Annotated in this window: 20 protein-coding genes; 1 reads left to right on the plus strand and 19 read right to left on the minus strand. The window is 63.4% G+C overall.

Annotation, left to right across the window (positions count from 1 at the left end):
- From alaS to recA, 4 genes are all read right to left on the minus strand, one after another.
- Entirely contained in the window at positions 1-2,646 is a 2,646-nt protein-coding gene (gene alaS / locus IM701_RS11715) for an alanine--tRNA ligase (protein ID WP_193827036.1), read from the minus strand.
- Positions 2,647-2,689: 43 nt separating this feature from the next.
- Positions 2,690-3,514 carry a trans-aconitate 2-methyltransferase gene (locus IM701_RS11720; RefSeq protein WP_193827037.1) on the minus strand — a complete coding sequence of 275 codons (825 nt, stop codon included), beginning with the start codon at positions 3,512-3,514 and terminating at the stop codon, positions 2,690-2,692.
- A gap of 3 nt (positions 3,515-3,517) precedes the next feature.
- Positions 3,518-4,144 (minus strand): glutathione S-transferase family protein, encoded by a 627-nt coding sequence (locus IM701_RS11725; protein WP_193827038.1) that lies wholly within the window; start codon positions 4,142-4,144, stop codon positions 3,518-3,520.
- A gap of 156 nt (positions 4,145-4,300) precedes the next feature.
- Positions 4,301-5,371 carry a recombinase RecA gene (recA, locus tag IM701_RS11730; RefSeq protein ID WP_039334323.1) on the minus strand — a complete coding sequence of 357 codons (1,071 nt, stop codon included), beginning with the start codon at positions 5,369-5,371 and terminating at the stop codon, positions 4,301-4,303.
- Positions 5,372-5,733: 362 nt separating this feature from the next.
- On the opposite strand from recA, the gene IM701_RS11735 reads away from it, so the two are divergent.
- Positions 5,734-6,528, plus strand: a complete 795-nt coding sequence (locus tag IM701_RS11735) for a helix-turn-helix domain-containing protein (protein WP_193827039.1) — start codon at positions 5,734-5,736, stop codon at positions 6,526-6,528.
- Positions 6,529-6,595: 67 nt separating this feature from the next.
- On the opposite strand, the gene gdhA is transcribed toward IM701_RS11735, so the two are convergent.
- The 15 genes from gdhA to rpsQ all read right to left on the minus strand — a co-directional run bounded on the left by gdhA (position 6,596) and on the right by rpsQ (position 16,024).
- Complete coding sequence (gdhA, locus tag IM701_RS11740; RefSeq protein ID WP_039334327.1) at positions 6,596-7,951, minus strand: NADP-specific glutamate dehydrogenase; 1,356 nt, start codon at positions 7,949-7,951, stop codon at positions 6,596-6,598.
- 163 nt (positions 7,952-8,114) lie between these two features.
- Positions 8,115-8,927: an SRPBCC domain-containing protein gene (locus IM701_RS11745; RefSeq protein WP_193827040.1), complete on the minus strand. Its 813-nt coding sequence runs from the start codon at positions 8,925-8,927 to the stop codon at positions 8,115-8,117.
- A gap of 45 nt (positions 8,928-8,972) precedes the next feature.
- Entirely contained in the window at positions 8,973-9,623 is a 651-nt protein-coding gene (locus tag IM701_RS11750) for an adenylate kinase (RefSeq protein ID WP_039334332.1), read from the minus strand.
- Between the two features lie 30 nt (positions 9,624-9,653).
- Positions 9,654-11,021: a preprotein translocase subunit SecY gene (secY, locus tag IM701_RS11755; RefSeq protein ID WP_193827041.1), complete on the minus strand. Its 1,368-nt coding sequence runs from the start codon at positions 11,019-11,021 to the stop codon at positions 9,654-9,656.
- 152 nt (positions 11,022-11,173) lie between these two features.
- Entirely contained in the window at positions 11,174-11,689 is a 516-nt protein-coding gene (rplO, locus tag IM701_RS11760; protein WP_039334443.1) for a 50S ribosomal protein L15, read from the minus strand.
- A gap of 168 nt (positions 11,690-11,857) precedes the next feature.
- Positions 11,858-12,034: a 50S ribosomal protein L30 gene (gene rpmD, locus IM701_RS11765; protein WP_039334338.1), complete on the minus strand. Its 177-nt coding sequence runs from the start codon at positions 12,032-12,034 to the stop codon at positions 11,858-11,860.
- A gap of 6 nt (positions 12,035-12,040) precedes the next feature.
- Positions 12,041-12,751 carry a 30S ribosomal protein S5 gene (gene rpsE / locus IM701_RS11770; RefSeq protein ID WP_039334340.1) on the minus strand — a complete coding sequence of 237 codons (711 nt, stop codon included), beginning with the start codon at positions 12,749-12,751 and terminating at the stop codon, positions 12,041-12,043.
- 2 nt (positions 12,752-12,753) lie between these two features.
- On the minus strand, positions 12,754-13,104 hold the full coding sequence (gene rplR, locus IM701_RS11775; RefSeq protein ID WP_039334342.1) for a 50S ribosomal protein L18: 351 nt from the start codon (positions 13,102-13,104) through the stop codon (positions 12,754-12,756).
- A complete protein-coding gene (rplF, locus tag IM701_RS11780) occupies positions 13,104-13,637 on the minus strand; it encodes a 50S ribosomal protein L6 (protein ID WP_039334344.1) in 534 nt (177 codons plus the stop codon). The genes rplR and rplF overlap by 1 nt, the downstream gene beginning before the upstream one ends.
- Positions 13,637-14,032 (minus strand): 30S ribosomal protein S8, encoded by a 396-nt coding sequence (gene rpsH / locus IM701_RS11785; protein ID WP_039334346.1) that lies wholly within the window; start codon positions 14,030-14,032, stop codon positions 13,637-13,639. Before rpsH ends, rplF begins: the two co-directional genes overlap by 1 nt.
- 10 nt (positions 14,033-14,042) lie before the next feature.
- Complete coding sequence (rpsN, locus tag IM701_RS11790) at positions 14,043-14,348, minus strand: 30S ribosomal protein S14 (protein WP_039334348.1); 306 nt, start codon at positions 14,346-14,348, stop codon at positions 14,043-14,045.
- Positions 14,349-14,377: 29 nt separating this feature from the next.
- Positions 14,378-14,959 carry a 50S ribosomal protein L5 gene (gene rplE, locus IM701_RS11795; RefSeq protein WP_039334350.1) on the minus strand — a complete coding sequence of 194 codons (582 nt, stop codon included), beginning with the start codon at positions 14,957-14,959 and terminating at the stop codon, positions 14,378-14,380.
- The gene (gene rplX / locus IM701_RS11800; RefSeq protein WP_039334352.1) at positions 14,952-15,269 is read right to left on the minus strand and encodes a 50S ribosomal protein L24; all 318 of its coding nucleotides are present in this window, start codon (positions 15,267-15,269) and stop codon (positions 14,952-14,954) included. Before rplX ends, rplE begins: the two co-directional genes overlap by 8 nt.
- Positions 15,269-15,637 carry a 50S ribosomal protein L14 gene (gene rplN, locus IM701_RS11805; RefSeq protein WP_039334354.1) on the minus strand — a complete coding sequence of 123 codons (369 nt, stop codon included), beginning with the start codon at positions 15,635-15,637 and terminating at the stop codon, positions 15,269-15,271. The genes rplX and rplN overlap by 1 nt, the downstream gene beginning before the upstream one ends.
- 117 nt (positions 15,638-15,754) lie before the next feature.
- Positions 15,755-16,024, minus strand: coding sequence for a 30S ribosomal protein S17 (rpsQ, locus tag IM701_RS11810; protein WP_039334356.1), 270 nt, complete (start codon positions 16,022-16,024; stop codon positions 15,755-15,757).
- Between the last annotated feature and the right edge of the window lie 6 nt (positions 16,025-16,030).

Here is a 16,030-nt window from a genome sequence, read left to right on the forward strand (position 1 = left end):
TCAATTCGAAAGAACAGCCTTAGCCGCAGCAATCGCCTCGGCAGCCTTTGCTCCGTCCGGACCGCCGCCTTGGGCCATGTCCGGACGGCCACCACCACCCTTGCCGCCAAGTGCTTCCACGCCTGCGCGCACCATATCGACCGCGCTGACCTTTCCGACGAGATCCTCTGTCACCGCCGCCGCGATCGAAGCCTTGCCCTCGTTCACCGCGACGATCACCGCAACGCCCGAACCCAGACGCTGCTTTGCCTGATCGAGCAGTCCGCGCAGTTCCTTGGGGTCCAGCCCGTCGAGCACCTGGCCCGAGAACTTGATGCCGCCCACTTCCTCGTCCGCGTTCTCCGCCTTGGCTGCACCGCCGCCCAGCGCCAGCGCCTTCTTCGCCTCGGCCAGTTCGCGCTCTAGCTTCTTGCGCTCTTCCATCAGCGCGGACACGCGAGCTTCCACGTCTTCCGGCGTCGTGCGCAGGATCGACGCGGTGTGCTTCAATGCCTCTTCGCGGGCCACGAACCACTGCCGCGCGCCCTCGCCGGTCAGCGCCTCGATGCGGCGCACGCCCGACGAGACCGCGCTTTCGCTGACGATGCGGAACACGCCGATATCGCCCAGCGCCCGAACGTGCGTCCCGCCGCACAGTTCGACCGAATAGTGCTTCTCCGTCGCACGGCCCATCGAAAGCACGCGCACTTCCTCGCCATACTTTTCACCGAACAGTGCCATCGCCCCCGCCTCGATCGCATCATCGGGGCTCATCAGGCGCGTCGTCACTGGTTCGTTGGCACGAATCTCGGCGTTCACTTCCGCTTCGATCGCGGCAATGTCCTCAGGCGTCAGTGCAGTCGGCTGCGAGAAGTCGAAACGCAGGCGATCGGCGGCGACCAGCGAGCCCTTCTGCGTCACGTGCCCGCCAAGGCGATTGCGCAGTGCCGCATGCAGGAGGTGCGTGGCCGAGTGGTTGGCGCGGATTGCATCGCGACGTTCGACATCGATGTCGAGCTTCACCACGTCACCGACCTTGATCGCGCCGGCCTCGACCTTCGCGTTGTGGGCGTGCAGGCGGCCCAGCGGCTTGGCGGTGTCGCTCACTGCCAGCTTGAGACCATCAGCGCCGGTGATCGTCCCTGCGTCACCGGTCTGGCCACCGCTTTCGCCGTAGAACGGCGTCTGGTTGACGATCACGGTAACGTCGTCGCCCGCCGCAGCACTCTCGACTTCCTTGCCGTCCTTGACCAGCGCCACGACCTGCGCCTCGCCGGTGGTGGCGGTGTAGCCGGTGAACTCGGTCGCGCCGACACGCTCGGCAATATCGAACCACACTTCGCTGTCCGCAGCCTGGCCGGAACCCTTCCACGCCGCACGCGCCGCCGCCTTCTGCTGCGCCATCGCCGCATCGAAGCCTTCGCGGTCCACCGCGATGCCGCGTGCGCGCAGTGCGTCTTCGGTCAAGTCGTACGGGAAGCCGTAAGTGTCATAGAGCTTGAATGCGGTCTCGCCCGGCAGCGCATCGCCCTCGCCCAGCGCAGCGGTCGCTTCGTCGAGCAGCTTGATGCCGTTCGAAAGCGTGCGGCGGAACTGCACTTCCTCACGCAGCAGGGTTTCCTCGATCAGCGGCTGTGCACGGCCAAGCTCAGGATAAGCAGCGCCCATCTCGGCGACCAGTGCCGGCACCAGGCGGTGCATTAGGGGATCCTTGGCACCCAGCAGGTGCGCGTGGCGCATGGCGCGGCGCATGATCCGGCGCAGCACATAGCCGCGGCCCTCATTCGAAGGCAGCACGCCATCGGCCAGCAGGAAGCTGGTCGAGCGCAGGTGGTCGGCAATCACGCGATGGCTGGCGCGCTGCTCGCCCTCGGCCTTCACCGAAGTCAGGCTTTCGGAGGCGGCGATCAGCGCCTTGAATGTGTCGGTGTCGTAGTTGTCGTGTTCGCCCTGCAGAACGGCGGCAATCCGCTCGAGGCCCATGCCGGTATCGATGCTCGGCTTGGGCAGGCTGCCGGTGATTTCACCCGCGGTCTGCTCGAACTGCATGAACACGAGGTTCCAGATCTCGATGAAGCGGTCGCCATCCTCTTCCGGCGATCCCGGAGGGCCGCCCCAGATGTGATCGCCATGATCGAAGAAGATTTCGGAGCAGGGACCGCACGGGCCATCGTCGCCCATCGCCCAGAAGTTGTCCTTGGTGGCGATGCGGATGATGCGATCTTCAGGCAGGCCTGCGATCTTCTTCCACAGCTCGAACGCCTCGTCGTCGGTATGGTAGACGGTGGCGAGCAGCTTGTCCTTGGGCAGGCCCCATTCGCGCGTCAGCAGCGTCCACGCATGGGTGATCGCCTGCTCCTTGAAGTAGTCGCCGAACGAGAAGTTGCCGAGCATCTCGAAGAAGGTGTGATGCCGCGCAGTGTAGCCGACGTTGTCGAGATCGTTGTGCTTGCCGCCCGCGCGCACGCACTTCTGCGACGAGGTGGCGCGTGGGGTCGCGCGTGTCTCGAGCCCGGTGAAAACGTTCTTGAACGGCACCATCCCGGCGTTCGTGAACATCAGCGTCGGGTCGTTGTAGGGCACCAGCGGCGCAGACTGCACCACATCGTGCCCGTGCGAGCCGAAGTATTCGAGGAAGGAGCGGCGGATTTCGTTCGTCGAAGTCATGAAAGGCCGATTAGGCGAGCGTTCGGCGCGCTACAAGCACGTTTCATCCATCATTGTGATCGGACGTGGCGCTTACCAGCCACGCCGCAGCATTGAATGCCACCACGCCGTCCCGATGATGGGCCTCCACAAGCTCGGCGAGCCGCATCTCGACCGCTGCGCGCTCGGCCTCGGGCAAAGTCCGCAAGGCCGCCGCAGCAGGTCCGATGCGGCCGAACAGCGCCATCGCCTCGCCCACGGCATCTGGCCCGGTGCCGGCGATGTACCGGAAATCCACCGGCGCGAACTCCACCGCCCGCCATCCTGCCATGCAGCGTCGCACGTGCTCCGGCAGGGCGAATGCGAAGGGGCCCGGCGCAGTTGGCGAAGCTGGCGGAGAATCACCTTTCGGCAGTAGCGCCGCGATGGCCGCCGCCCAGTCGTTCTCGGCAGCCTTGCGAAAGCACGAGAAGACCAGGCGCGCTCCTGGCATCGCCTGCGCGGCCAGATGGGCGAAGGCTGCTTGCGGATCGGAGAAGAACATCACGCCGTGGCGCGATACATACAGGTCCGGCCGTGACGCGGGTTGCCACTGCGAGGCATCGGCCAGCTCGAACGTCAGGTTTGGCTGAATGGCGCGGGAGCGGGCCGCATCGACCAGATCGGCAGAGATATCCACGCCGGTCACCTGCGCTTGCGGCCTTGCCTCGGCAATGGCGATCGACAGCTCCCCCGCTCCGCAACCGATATCTGCAACAGCCGCGCCCGGCTCTCGAGCGATGGCGGCCAGAAGTTTGGGTGTCAGGTCGGAAAAGCTGACATCGGTGCGCCGCCATTCGCTGGCCCAGCTCCGTCCGACCGTCCCCTGCCAGTCACTCGCGTTGGTCATGCCTTACATCCCGAAATAGTCGCCGCCCTTTTCGCGCGCGCGCTGCCACGCGGGCCGCGCGTGGATGGCCGCGACGAATGCCGCGAGCTTGGGGAAATGCGCACCCGCTCCTTGCATGACCGCGATCTCTGCCGGGAAGCTCATCATCACATCCGCCCCGGTCCAATTGTCGCCGATAAAGTGGCCGGACGGGCGCAGGATCTGCTCCATGTAGCCAAAATGGGCTGCCAGCTGTTCGTCGATGCGCGGCTTCAGCGGCGCGGCAGCCTCTCCAAGGCGCGAGGTATAAAGCTGCAGGAGGACGGGGGTCATGGCCGAGCCTTCGGCAAAATGCATCAGTTCGAGGTGCCGCAGGGCGTCGTCCGAACCTTCCGCCGGGAGCCATGTGCCCTTGCCATAGCGTTCGCACAGGACCTGCACGATCGCGCCCGATTCCTCGATGACCCGGCCATCGATCTCCAGCAGGGGCGATTTGCCCAGCGGGTGCACGGCCTTCAGTTCGGGCGGCGCCAGGTTGGTCACCGCATCGCGCTGATAGTGGCGAATCTCGTAATCGACGCCAAGCTCCTCCAGCAACCAGAGGACCCGCTGCGAACGGCTGTTGTTGAGATGGTGAACGATGATGCCCAAGGCGATTCTCCGTGCGGTTTAAGTGGAAGGTTAACCCGCAACCGCCGGCGCGCAAACAAAAAGCCCGCGCGATCCTGCCGGGGAACGCGCGGGCTCTTTGTCTGGCTGGCGGGCCCGGCTTGCACCGGGGATGGAGGCTGCCCGCCGCCTTGAAGATCAGACGTCGTCGTCCGCGTCCGGACCGACCATCAGACCTTCGGCAACCTTGTCGGTGCGGCCGCGGATCGCGGCTTCCAACCGGTCGCAAAGTTCGGAATTCTCGCGCAGGAAGTTCTTGGCGTTCTCGCGCCCCTGCCCGATGCGGATCGAGTCATAACTGAACCAGGCACCCGACTTCTCGACCAGCCCGGCCTTGACGCCGAGGTCGAGGATTTCGCCGATCTTCGAGATGCCTTCGCCATACATGATGTCGAATTCAACCTGCTTGAACGGCGGAGCCACCTTGTTCTTGACCACCTTCACGCGCGTGGCGTTGCCGACGATCTCGTCACGATCCTTGATCTGGCCGGTGCGGCGGATGTCGAGGCGGACCGAGGCGTAGAACTTGAGCGCGTTGCCGCCCGTCGTCGTCTCGGGGTTGCCGTACATCACGCCGATCTTCATGCGCAGCTGGTTGATGAAGATCACCATGCAGCGCGAACGGCTGATCGAACCGGTCAGCTTGCGCAACGACTGGCTCATCAGGCGGGCCTGCAGGCCGACGTGGCTGTCGCCCATCTCGCCTTCGATTTCCGCACGCGGCACGAGCGCGGCCACGGAGTCCACCACCAGCACGTCGATCGCGTTGGAGCGCACCAGCGTGTCGGTGATTTCCAGCGCCTGTTCGCCAGTATCCGGCTGCGACACGATCAGGTTGTCGATATCGACACCCAGCTTCTTGGCATAGACCGGGTCGAGCGCATGCTCGGCATCGATGAATGCCGCCGTGCCACCGGTCTTCTGGGCCTGGGCGATGACGTGCAGCGCGAGCGTGGTCTTGCCCGAGCTTTCCGGCCCATAGACTTCGATCACGCGTCCGCGCGGCAGACCGCCGACACCGAGTGCGATATCAAGCCCCAGCGACCCGGTGGAGATCGCCTCCACCTGCATCGCTTCCTTCGAGCCCAGCTTCATTGCCGAACCCTTGCCGAACGCACGGTCAATCTGTGCAAGGGCTGCGTCGAGCGCCTTCTGACGATCCATGTCCTTGATCTTACCTTCCTCGATGAGCTTGAGCTGAGCCGCCATGGCTTCGTTTCCCTTGCTAGAGTTGGCTGACACGAGCCGTCAACAAGGGTTATGTACTCGTTGTGTTCCCGTGGAACAAGAGGGGAACGAAATATCCGCGCCGATTTGGCAACGCCTTGGCGCAAATCCTTAGCTTATCTCGCTTTTCTCGCAATATGCCCGGCCGGCAGGATGGTGCGCAAACGGCGTTGTCCACGACGCGGGTGGGTTTCGCGCCAAATTGGACGCGCTTCCGTGAAGCGTTGCTTGTGATCGAATCGCGGCGCCCTGCCTTTCACCGACCGCAGAGCCGGCGGCGTCATTGCAAGAATGCAGAATATCTATAAAGTTAATCCGGACCGTATATCGAAAGTTACTGCCAAATGTCTCAATCCCGTAAGCCGCAGTCTGCGGCCGGTGGCGGCGGCGGGGGCAGACCAGGTAGCCCGCCCCCGGGCGCGAAGCCGAAAGGCCCGCGCCAGGAAGTCGTCAGTGCACGTACGCTATACTTCGGGAATGGCGATCCAGCGCCCGAAACCGCGCTCGCTCGGGCGATCTCGGGCCGGGTTCAGCTCCACCGCATTACCGACGATTACATCGGCCATATCGATGACAGTCGGGAATACTATAACACGCTTTTCGTCATTGGCAGCGACGCTGTCCGGATCCGCAAGCTCATGCGCATCTATCGCCCCTTGCTGAAAATGAAGGCCAAGATAGTCATCATGCGCGAAGTACGGCCAAGCGTGAAAGCGCAGTTGCTCAATGCCGGTTTCGACGATGTCTTCGATCGTGAAATGCCGGTCGCCGAGGCTGCAGCGCGGGTGCGAGCCGTGCTGGGCCGCATCGCCCAGAGCCAGCAGTCGAAGGTCGTCGAGGAAGTCAGGGACCTGCATCTTCAGCACTTCACCCGAGAGCCACTGCTCGGCCGCGAGGCGCGTGTCCTGTCCATGCTCGTGGCCGCGCGCGGGTCACCTGTGCGGAGCAGCCAGCTTGCCATCAGTGGCCGTTCGACGCATCGACCGATCAGCACGAAGTCGCTGCAAGTCCTGATTTCCGGCCTGCGCTCCAAGCTGCGTCCAAATCTGCGAATCGTCAGTCAGGGCCCGGCAGGGTACTCCCTGCAGGAGATCTCTCCGGTCCGGTCATTGCTCGACAGCGCCTCTAAGATAACTTGAGCAACCTACCGTCTGACCCGAGGGTGCCCCGTTCGGCACCCCCGGTTCTCCAGCCTCGCCTTGCGGATCAGACGACGCCGAAGGCCAGCATCGCATCCGCCACCTTCTTGAAGCCGGCGATATTCGCTCCCTTGACGTAGTCGATATAGCCGCCGCCCTGATCGCCATAGGCGAGGCACGACTTGTGGATGCCCGACATGATGTCCTTGAGCATCTGCTGGAGTTCTTCCTCCTTCCACGAGCGGCGTTCGGAGTTCTGGCTCATTTCGAGGCCGGAGACGGCCACGCCGCCAGCGTTGGAGGCCTTGCCTGGCGCGTAAAGGATCTTGGCTGCCTTGAAGACATGCACACCGTCCAGATCGGTCGGCATGTTGGCACCCTCGGCCACCGCCTTGCAGCCGTTGGCGATCAACATGCGCGCATCATCGCCGAGCAGTTCGTTCTGGGTCGCGCAGGGCAGCGCGACGTCGCAAGGCACGCCCCAAGGCGTCTTGCCGGCCACGAATGTCGCCTTCGGGAACGCCGTGACATATTCCTCGATCCGGCCGCGACGGTGGGTCTTGTGCGTCTTCACCCAGTCGATCTTTTCCTGATCGATACCGTCGGGGTCGTGGATGTAGCCCCCCGAATCCGACAGTGTCAGGACCTTGCCGCCCAGTTGCACGATCTTCTCGGCGGCATGGGTTGCCACGTTGCCGGAGCCGGAGATCACCGCTGTCTTGCCCGTGAGGTCTTCTCCCTTCGTCGCCAGCATGTTGGCCAGGAAGTAGACCGCGCCATAACCGGTCGCCTCGGTGCGGATCAGGGAACCGCCCCATTCGAGGCCCTTGCCGGTCAGCACGCCTGTGAAGTTGTTGGTGATGCGCTTGTACTGGCCGAACATGAAGCCGATCTCGCGCCCGCCTACGCCGATGTCGCCTGCGGGAACGTCAATGTCGGCACCAATGTGGCGGTAGAGTTCGGTCATGAAGCTCTGGCAGAAGCGCATGATCTCCCGCACGCTCTTGCCCTTGGGATTGAAGTTCGATCCGCCCTTGCCACCCCCCATCGGCAGGCCGGTCAGCGCGTTCTTGAAGGTCTGCTCGAACGCAAGGAACTTCAGCACGGATTCGGTGACGGAAGGATGGAAGCGGATGCCGCCCTTGTAGGGACCGATCGCATTGTTGTTCTGCACGCGCCAACCGCGTTGCACGCGAATGTTGCCGTTGTCGTCCTCCCAGCAAACGCGGAACGAGACCACGCGATCCGGCTCGGCAATGCGACGCAGGATCTGCTGCGAGTGATACTCCTCCTTGTCCTGCATGAACTCGAAGATGTCTTCAGCAACCTCCTGAACCGCCTGGACGAATTCCGGCTGATACGGATTGCGCTTCTTCACGCCCTCCATGAAGGTCGGCAGGTCAACATGATCGGATACGGCCACGGTACTCTCCCCCAGGTCGGAGCCTCTGTCGGCTCACGATATGCATGCCGGTAGCGGCGGGTGCGGCCCGTTATTCGCCCAACCCGGAGAGGTTCCGAGTCGCGCTGTTGTTGGCATTCAGATTAACGCCTTTTGCGCCGTGGGAAAGCGGCGATGCTTGCCCTCACCGCCCAGGCGGCAAGCGATCGTCCTTCTTCTTGAAAAGCTGGTCGAGCGCCGACTTCACCGACTCACCGGCCGCTGCGTCATCCTTTGTCGGATCGGGGGTGTAGGTCGGTGCATCTTCTTCTGGTGGTGGTGGTGCCACGTCTGTGGTACTGTCGTTCGCACCCGGCCTGGTTCCGGCAAGCGAGGCTTCCGGGGCCAGCGGCTCCGTCGAAAGCAGCTTGGTGTCAACCGGACTCGCTGGTCCGATAAGTTTGGTCAAACCGCTGATCTGCTCGCCCAGGACCTTGTCGACGGCCCCCGAAATGGTGTCGGTCTTGTAGCGCATGAAGCCGCCGACAACATATTCCCAGAGAATGCGGGTCGACTTTCCACCGCTGCCCTCCACTGGCTTGAATGTTACCGTCATGGTCCCGTTCACCGCCTCGGACTGCAGCGGGCCAAGCCCGCCCACCAGCCTGAGGGCACGGTAAGGTTCGGCGTAAATCACGCGCATGTGCATGACAGAACCCGGCTTCTGCGTAGCCGGAGCGCCCTTCGGAACGGGCAGCTTCTCGCAGAAGCAGCCGTTTGCACTCGCATCCAGGGAAAGATTGGCCGCCTCGCCGGAAAAAGTGTGCTGCGGGTTCCACCACAGCGACGGCGTCGTAAAGGCCTTCCACGCCTCTGCCGGGCTGGCGGCGACTTCCCCGGTGACGCGAATAACGAAACCGGAATCGGTCCGTGCCGTAACTTCAGCCCGGGCAGGCACCGATGCAACAACGGCGAGGCCACCAAGCCCCGCCGTCAGGATATACCACAGCTTGCCCATCACGCGCCTCCGCCCGCTCCGGGACGGGCGGGTCACGCTCGGGTGTTAGCGCTTGCCGAGGATAGCCTCAATGGCTGCCGTCACGTCGTCCATGTCCGCCATGCCGTCAACGCGGGCGACGATACCCTGCGCTTCATAGATCGGCAGGATCGGCGCGGTCTTGGCCCGATACTCGGCCATGCGCGTGCGCACGGTTTCCTCGTTGTCGTCAGGGCGGCGCTTGAATTCATGCCCTCCGCACTTGTCGCAGGTGCCTGAGACTGCAGGCTTCTCGAAGGTGTCGTGATAGCCCTTGCCGCAGGTTGCGCAGGTGTAACGGCCGGTGATGCGCTCGACCAGTGCATCCTCGTTGACGTCGAGTTCGATCACGTGGTCCAGCTTCTTGCCGCGCGAAGCAAGCAGTTCACCCAGCGATTCGGCCTGGGGCGCCGTGCGAGGGTAACCGTCGAAGATCGCGCCCTGCCCCTCGGGCATGGCATCGAGCTCGTCACCGATCAGCGCTGATACGATCTCGTCAGAGACCAGCTCGCCCGCTTCCATCACAGCCTTGGCCTTGAGACCGACCGGCGTCTGCGCCTTCACGGCCGCGCGCAGCATATCGCCCGTGGAGAGCTGCTTCATGCCGTGGCGTTCGACCAGACGCTGGGCCTGGGTGCCCTTGCCCGCGCCCGGAGGCCCCAAAAGGATGATGTTCAAGGTACCGTCCCCCTCATGCGGCTGCTGCTGTCAGCGCAGCCTGCCCTTCAGTTTCGCCTTCTTGATCAGATCGCCATACTGGTGGGCCAGCAGGTGCGACTGGATCTGCGTGATGGTGTCGACCGTGACGTTGACCACGATCAGCAGGCTGGTGCCGCCGAAGAACAGCGTTCCCATGCCCGTCTCCGCCATGATGAATTCCGGCACGACGCAGACCACGGTGATATATGCCGCACCCAGCACGGTGATGCGAGTTAGCACATAGTCCAAGTAGTTCTGGGTGTTCTTGCCCGGGCGGATGCCAGGAATGAACCCGCCGTTCTTCTTGAGGTTCTCGGCCGTCTCCTCGGGATTGAAGACCACAGCAGTATAGAAGAACGCGAAGAAGATGATGCCGAGCGCATAGAGCAGCATGTAGAGCGGCTTGCCGTGGCCGAGATACTGGTTCAGCGTGACGATCGCCTGGCCCATCGTCGTGTCGGGCGAGATCGAGTTGCCGGCAAACTGCGTGATCGTCAGCGGCAGCAGCAACAGCGAGCTGGCAAAGATCGGCGGAATGACGCCCGCAGTGTTGAGCTTCAGCGGCAGGTGGCTGCGGTCGGCATTCATCATGCCGCGCTGCGTGGCGCGCTTGGGGTACTGGATCAGCAGGCGCCGCGTCGCGCGCTCAAAGAAGCAGATGCCGAGCACCAGCGCGATCAGCATGATCACGATGCCGACGATCAGGAACGGCGAGATCGAGCCGGTGCGACCGCCTTCGAACAGATTGCCGAAGAACGTGGGCAGCTGCGCGACGATACCGGCCATGATGATCAGAGAAACACCGTTGCCGATTCCGCGCGAGGTGATCTGCTCGCCAAGCCACAGCAGGAACATCGTCCCACCGATCAGCGAGATGACGGCACCGACCCGGAACAGCATGCCCGGGTTCACGACAGCCTGCAGCCCGCTCGACGCGCCGTATGCTTCCAGCCCGGAGGCGAGCACCCAGCCCTGGATGGCGGTCAGCAGCACCGCGCCATAGCGGGTGTACTGGTTGAGCTTCTTGCGCCCGCTTTCACCTTCCTTCTTCATCGCGGCGAGCGCCGGATGGAGCGAGGCGGCAAGCTGCACCACGATCGACGCGGTGATGTAGGGCATCACGCCGAGCGCGATCAGGCTCATGCGCTCGAGCGAGCCGCCTGAAAACGCGTTGAAGATGTCGAGAACGCCGCCGCGCGTCTGGTCGTAAAGCGTCTCCAGGATCAGCGGATTTACGCCGGGCAGCGGAACGAAGCTGAGGAACCTGAAGACGATGAGCGCGCCCACCGTGAACCAGATGCGCTTCTTGAGCTCGGTTGCCTTGGAGAAGTTGGCCAGGCTGAGGTTGCTGGCGATGTTGTCGGCGCGTGATGCCATTTCGGGGTTCTAAGCCTTGCTGCGAAACCGGGCCTGCTGGCCACGTGCGTTTCGGACGTCTTGAGCTAGCCCATATAGTGCGGGGTGACGAAAGTCGAACCCCCTGCAAGCCGAAATCCCCGCCCGACTGGCGAGCGGGGATCGGAACTGGCTTACTTGGCCTTGTTGGCCGCAGCGCGGGCTGCCTTCTTCTCGGCTTCGCTCGGGCCGGTTTCGATGACCGAGACCGAACCGCCAGCCTTCTCGACAGCAGCCACGGCGCCCTTCGAGGCACCAGCGACCGAGAACGCGACCTTGGTGGTCAGTTCGCCCTTGCCGAGGAGACGGACGCCATCCTTGCCACCGCGAGCAAGGCCAGCAGCCTTGAGAGCGGCGTGGTCAACGGTGCCCGAGACGTCGAGCTTGCCGGCATCGATCATCTTCTGGATCATGCCGAGGTTCACTTCGGCGTAGTCCTTAGCGAAGATGTTGTTGAAGCCGCGCTTCGGGATGCGCATGTGAAGCGGCATCTGACCGCCTTCGAAGCCGTTGATGCTGACGCCCGAACGTGCCTTCGCACCCTTCTGGCCGCGACCGGCAGTCTTGCCCTTGCCCGAGCCGATACCACGGCCAACGCGCATGCGGCCCTTGCGGGCGCCGTAGTTGTCGTTGAGTTCGTTCAGTTTCATGTTCTGCACTCGCTTTCGCTTTGAGACGCGCTTTGGAAAGGGCGCCGCCTAGCCGATCAGGCCGGACTTGTCACCCCCTCACGGGACTGGAGGCACCGCGCCGCCGAGCCCCAAAGGAAAACCCCGGCACGGGGCCGGGGCGTCCTTTTTCCCATCGGGGAGCGATGGTCAGTCGACCACGGCCACCATGTGGGGAAGCTTGGCAATGGCGCCACGCACTTCGGCCGTGTCTTCCAACTCGACCACGCGGTGCATCTTGCCCAGGCCCAGGCCGATCAGAATCTTCTTCTGGCTTTCCGGGCGACGAATCGGCGAACCGATCTGCTTGATCTTGATCGTTGCCATGACCGATTACTCCGTGATGGCTTCGGCAGCGGCTTCGGCTTCGACCTGCGAAGCGCCACCACGGCCGAGGAGATCGGCGACCTTCTTGCCACGACGCTGTGCAACCGACTTCGGCGAAGTCTGGTCGGTCAGCGCGTCGAAGGTTGCGCGGATCATGTTGTAGGGGTTCGAGGTGCCGACCGACTTGGTCACCACGTCAGCAACGCCAAGGCTTTCGAACACGGCGCGCATCGGGCCACCGGCGATGATCCCGGTACCGGCCGGAGCCGAACGCACGTTGACCTTGCCAGCGCCGAAACGACCCTTGCCGTCGTGGTGCAGGGTGCGGCCTTCCTTGAGCGGCACGCGGACCATTGCACGCTTTGCAGCGGCAGTAGCCTTGGTGATCGCCTCGGGCACTTCGCGAGCCTTGCCCTTGCCGAAGCCGACGCGGCCCTTGCCATCGCCGACCACGACGAGTGCTGCAAAGCCGAAGCGCTTGCCGCCCTTCACGGTCTTGGAAACGCGGTTGATGTGGACGAGCTTTTCGATCAGCTCCTCGCCACCTTCCTCGTCGTTGTTGCCACGACCGCGACGGTCGTCGCGACGGCCACGGCCACCACGCTCGCCACCACGGTCATTGCCGCCACGGCCGCGGCCACGACCGCGACCTTCGCGCTGCTCACCGCCGGTCGATTCGACCGCGGCTGCGCCTTCCAGGTTGGTTTCGTCAGCCATTGTCAGAACTCCAGCCCGCCTTCACGGGCGGCATCGGCCAGCGCCTTGACGCGGCCATGGAACAGGAACCCGCCGCGATCGAACACGACAGTGGTGATACCGGCGGCCTTGGCCTTCTCGGCGATCTCGGTGCCAACCTTGGCGGCGGCATCGACATTCGCGCCGATCGACTTCTGGCCCTTCACCAGCGTCGAAGCGGCAGCAAGGGTCTTGCCTTCCGCATCGTCGATGATCTGGGCGTAGATGTGACGGCCGGAGCGATGCACCGACAGGCGAGGACGGCCACCCGAGCGCGCCTTGAGCGCAGTGCGGACGCGACGGCGGCGGCGTTCGAAGAGAGACAGCTTTGCCATTACTTCTTCTTCCCTTCCTTGCGGAAGATAAACTCGCCGCGGTACTTGATGCCCTTGCCCTTGTAAGGCTCGGGCTTGCGCCAGCGACGGATCTCGGCGGCAACCTGGCCGACCTTCTGCTTGTCGATGCCCGAGATTTCCACCGTGGTGTTGTCAGGGGTCTTGATCTCGATGCCTTCCGGCACCGCGAAGTCGACGTCGTGGCTGTAGCCAAGCTGCAGCTTCAGGTTCTTGCCCTGGGCGTTGGCGCGGTAGCCGACACCGGTGATCTCGAGGACCTTGGTGTAGCCCTGCGTCACGCCAGTGACGAGGTTGTCGACGAGAGTGCGCTGCATGCCCCAGAACGCGCGAGCGCCCTTGGTGTCGTTCGCAGGCTTCACGAGGATCGTGTCGCCATCGACGGTGTAGCTGATCTCGTCGCGCAGCGTGAGCGTCAGGGTGCCCTTGGGGCCCTTCACGGTCAGCACGCCGTCCGCGATGTTCGCGGTGACGCCACTCGGGATCGCCACCGGCTTCTTGCCGATGCGGCTCATCAGAACACCTCCGCCAGCACTTCGCCACCGACGTTGGCAGCGCGTGCTTCGGCATCCGAAAGCACGCCCTTCGGCGTCGAGACGATGGTGATGCCAAGACCGTTGCGGATCACCGGAAGTTCCTTGGAACCCGAGTAGACGCGGCGGCCAGGCTTGGAGACACGGGCAACATGCTTGATCGCAGGCTGGCCTTCGAAATACTTGAGCTCGATGCGCAGCTGCGGATGGGCGCCAGTGGCGTCCTCCGAGAAACCGCGGATGTAGCCTTCACGCTGAAGGACTTCGAGCACGTGCGCACGCAGCTTCGAAGCGGGCGAAAGGACCGAGTCCTTCTTCGCCTGCTGGCCGTTGCGGATGCGGGTGAGCATATCACCCAGGGGGTCGGTCATAGCCATCGGATGATCCTTACCAGCTCGACTTCGTCAGGCCGGGGATAAGGCCCTTGTTGCCCTTGTCCCGCAGCTCGATGCGGCAAAGGCCGAACTTGCGATAGTAGCCACGCGGGCGGCCGGTGGTTGCACAGCGGTTGCGCACCCGGGTCGGGTTCGCGTTGCGCGGCAGCTCGGCCATCTTCAGGCGGGCGATCAGGCGCTCGGTTTCGTCGAGCGATTCATCGTCGGCCTGGGCCTTGAGCGCAGCGTACTTGGCCGCGTACTTCTGAACGAGCTTCTTGCGCTTCTCGTTCTTGTTGATGGAACTCAGTTTCGCCATGGACTTAAGCTCTCTTCTTCAATTCTGGATCACGCGGCCTGCTGCTCTTCAGCAGCTTCCTGCGGGAACGGGAAACCGAACAGGCGAAGCAGCTCGCGGGCTTCCTCGTCCGTCTTCGCGGTCGTGGTGACGATGATGTCCATGCCACGCACCTTCTCGATCTGGTCGTAGCTGATCTCGGGGAAGATGATCTGCTCTTTCAGACCCATCGCGTAGTTGCCGCGACCATCGAACGACTTCGGGTTCAGACCACGGAAGTCGCGGATGCGGGGCATTGCGATGGTGATGAGGCGGTCGAGGAATTCGTACATACGTTCGCGGCGCAGGGTGACCTTGCAACCGATCGGCATGCCTTCACGCAGCTTGAACTGCGCGATCGACTTCTTCGCCTTGGTGATGACAGGCTTCTGACCGGCGATCAGCTCCATTTCGGCAGCTGCGGTCGTGACCTTCTTCTTGTCCTGGCTCGCTTCGCCCACACCCATGTTGAGCGTGATCTTTTCGATGCGCGGGATCTCGAGCGCGTTCTTGTAGCCGAACTTGGCCTGCATCGCAGCTGCGATTTCGGCGTCGTACTTGCCCTTCAGACGCGGAGTGTACTTGTCAGCCATCGATGGCCTCCCCGGACTTGACGGCCACACGGACCTTCTTGCCGTCCTTGGTCTCGAAGCGGACGCGGGTGGGCTTGCCATCCTTGTCGGCGACCGAAACCTTGGAGATGTGCAGCGGAGCCTCGAAGCGGTCGATGCCGCCCTGGGGGTTCTGCTGGCTCGGCTTGCGGTGACGGGCAGCGATGTTCACGCCCTGCACAACGACCTTCTCATCCTTCGGAAGGACCTGGAGAACGGTGCCGGTGCGGCCCTTGTCCTTGCCCGAACGAACGACGACGGTGTCGCCCTTCCTGATCTTCGCGGCAGCCATTACAGCACCTCCGGAGCGAGCGAGATGATCTTCATGAAGCCCTTGCCGCGGAGTTCGCGAACCACGGGGCCGAAGATACGCGTGCCGATCGGCTCTTCGTTCTTGCCGACCAGAACGGCGGCATTGCTGTCGAAGCGGATGACCGAACCGTCGGTGCGACGGACGTCCTTCTTCGTGCGAACGATGACGGCGCGGTGCACGTCGCCCTTCTTAACGCGGGCGCGCGGCTGCGCTTCCTTGACCGACACCACGATGATGTCACCGACGCTTGCGAACCGACGCTTCGAGCCACCCAGCACCTTGATGCACTGGACGCGCTTTGCGCCGCTGTTGTCCGCCACGTCGAGATTGGATTGCATCTGGATCATTGATCCGGTTCCTTCTCACTGGCTTGCCGGAACCAGTCCGGCAGTTCCAAAACAGTAGCCGGGGCCGCTACACGACTTGAGCCGCGAAGCAACCCCAAACTTTGGCTGACGACCTTATCAGACGTCCGCTTCGATGGCGGTGCCCTTGCCGGCCTGGACGCGGTCGATGACCTTCCACGTCTTCAGCTTCGAGATCGGCGCGGTCTCTTCGATGCGCACGGTCTCGCCGGTCTTGAAGGCATTCGCCTCGTCGTGGGCGTGATACTTCTTCGAGCGACGGATGATCTTCCCGTAGAGCGGGTGCTTCACCTTGCGCTCGACCTTCACGACCACGGTCTTGTCGGTCTTGTCGGACACCACGGTGCCGATCAGAATACGCTTGGGCATATTGGC

It is taken from the genome of Novosphingobium sp. ES2-1 (assembly GCF_015169775.1).
GTDB classification, from domain to species: Bacteria; Pseudomonadota; Alphaproteobacteria; order Sphingomonadales; family Sphingomonadaceae; genus Novosphingobium; species Novosphingobium subterraneum.

Coding starts and splice junctions, on each gene's coding strand:
- rplF (WP_039334344.1), bottom strand. CDS start 13,637: ATGAGCCGCATCGGCAAGAAGCCGGTGGCGATCCCGAGTGGCGTCACC.
- recA (WP_039334323.1), bottom strand. CDS start 5,371: ATGGCGGCTCAGCTCAAGCTCATCGAGGAAGGTAAGATCAAGGACATG.
- rplO (WP_039334443.1), bottom strand. CDS start 11,689: ATGAAACTGAACGAACTCAACGACAACTACGGCGCCCGCAAGGGCCGC.
- alaS (WP_193827036.1), bottom strand. CDS start 2,646: ATGACTTCGACGAACGAAATCCGCCGCTCCTTCCTCGAATACTTCGGC.
- secY (WP_193827041.1), bottom strand. CDS start 11,021: ATGGCATCACGCGCCGACAACATCGCCAGCAACCTCAGCCTGGCCAAC.
- rplN (WP_039334354.1), bottom strand. CDS start 15,637: ATGATCCAGATGCAATCCAATCTCGACGTGGCGGACAACAGCGGCGCA.
- rpsH (WP_039334346.1), bottom strand. CDS start 14,032: ATGGCTATGACCGACCCCCTGGGTGATATGCTCACCCGCATCCGCAAC.
- rplE (WP_039334350.1), bottom strand. CDS start 14,959: ATGGCTGACAAGTACACTCCGCGTCTGAAGGGCAAGTACGACGCCGAA.
- rplX (WP_039334352.1), bottom strand. CDS start 15,269: ATGGCTGCCGCGAAGATCAGGAAGGGCGACACCGTCGTCGTTCGTTCG.
- rplR (WP_039334342.1), bottom strand. CDS start 13,104: ATGGCAAAGCTGTCTCTCTTCGAACGCCGCCGCCGTCGCGTCCGCACT.
- IM701_RS11735 (WP_193827039.1), top strand. CDS start 5,734: ATGTCTCAATCCCGTAAGCCGCAGTCTGCGGCCGGTGGCGGCGGCGGG.
- IM701_RS11720 (WP_193827037.1), bottom strand. CDS start 3,514: ATGACCAACGCGAGTGACTGGCAGGGGACGGTCGGACGGAGCTGGGCC.
- rpsE (WP_039334340.1), bottom strand. CDS start 12,751: ATGGCTGACGAAACCAACCTGGAAGGCGCAGCCGCGGTCGAATCGACC.
- rpmD (WP_039334338.1), bottom strand. CDS start 12,034: ATGGCAACGATCAAGATCAAGCAGATCGGTTCGCCGATTCGTCGCCCG.
- rpsN (WP_039334348.1), bottom strand. CDS start 14,348: ATGGCGAAACTGAGTTCCATCAACAAGAACGAGAAGCGCAAGAAGCTC.
- IM701_RS11745 (WP_193827040.1), bottom strand. CDS start 8,927: ATGGGCAAGCTGTGGTATATCCTGACGGCGGGGCTTGGTGGCCTCGCC.
- rpsQ (WP_039334356.1), bottom strand. CDS start 16,024: ATGCCCAAGCGTATTCTGATCGGCACCGTGGTGTCCGACAAGACCGAC.